At 42.3% G+C, this 331-nt stretch carries 1 pseudogene; it reads right to left on the bottom strand.

Annotated features, from left to right (window positions below):
- Positions 1-331, bottom strand: a pseudogene (locus tag AAEY83_RS13520) (hypothetical protein); the annotation flags it as partial.

Here is a 331-nt window from a genome sequence, read left to right as displayed (position 1 = left end):
CTCCAGCATTGCCTCTTTGGTCTCAACGTTTTTCTTTTTAACGGCCAACTCTTCGTCACGCTCAAGCTCGTTAGTGATGACGTTTTGGAAGGCTGTTAGCTGAGTAATCTTTTTGATACCTTCAGCATCCAAGATATTGCTTGAATCTAGTGAGGCTTTCGGCGTTTGCTCTAAATAATCAATCGCCACATCTTCTAAGACATAGCCATTCAGATCGTTACCGATTTCTTGGACGATACTGTCACGGAACTCGCTGCGATTTTCAAACAACTTAACGAAATCAATCTGCTTGCCCACAGTTTTTAGTGCTTCTGAGAACTTAGCGTTAAAC

Source organism: Psychrobacter sp. TB20-MNA-CIBAN-0197 (assembly GCF_040309765.1).
GTDB classification, from domain to species: domain Bacteria; phylum Pseudomonadota; class Gammaproteobacteria; order Pseudomonadales; family Moraxellaceae; genus Psychrobacter; species Psychrobacter submarinus.
The sequence above is the reverse complement of the archived record's forward strand: the minus strand, read 5'-3'. Positions and strand labels throughout refer to the sequence as shown.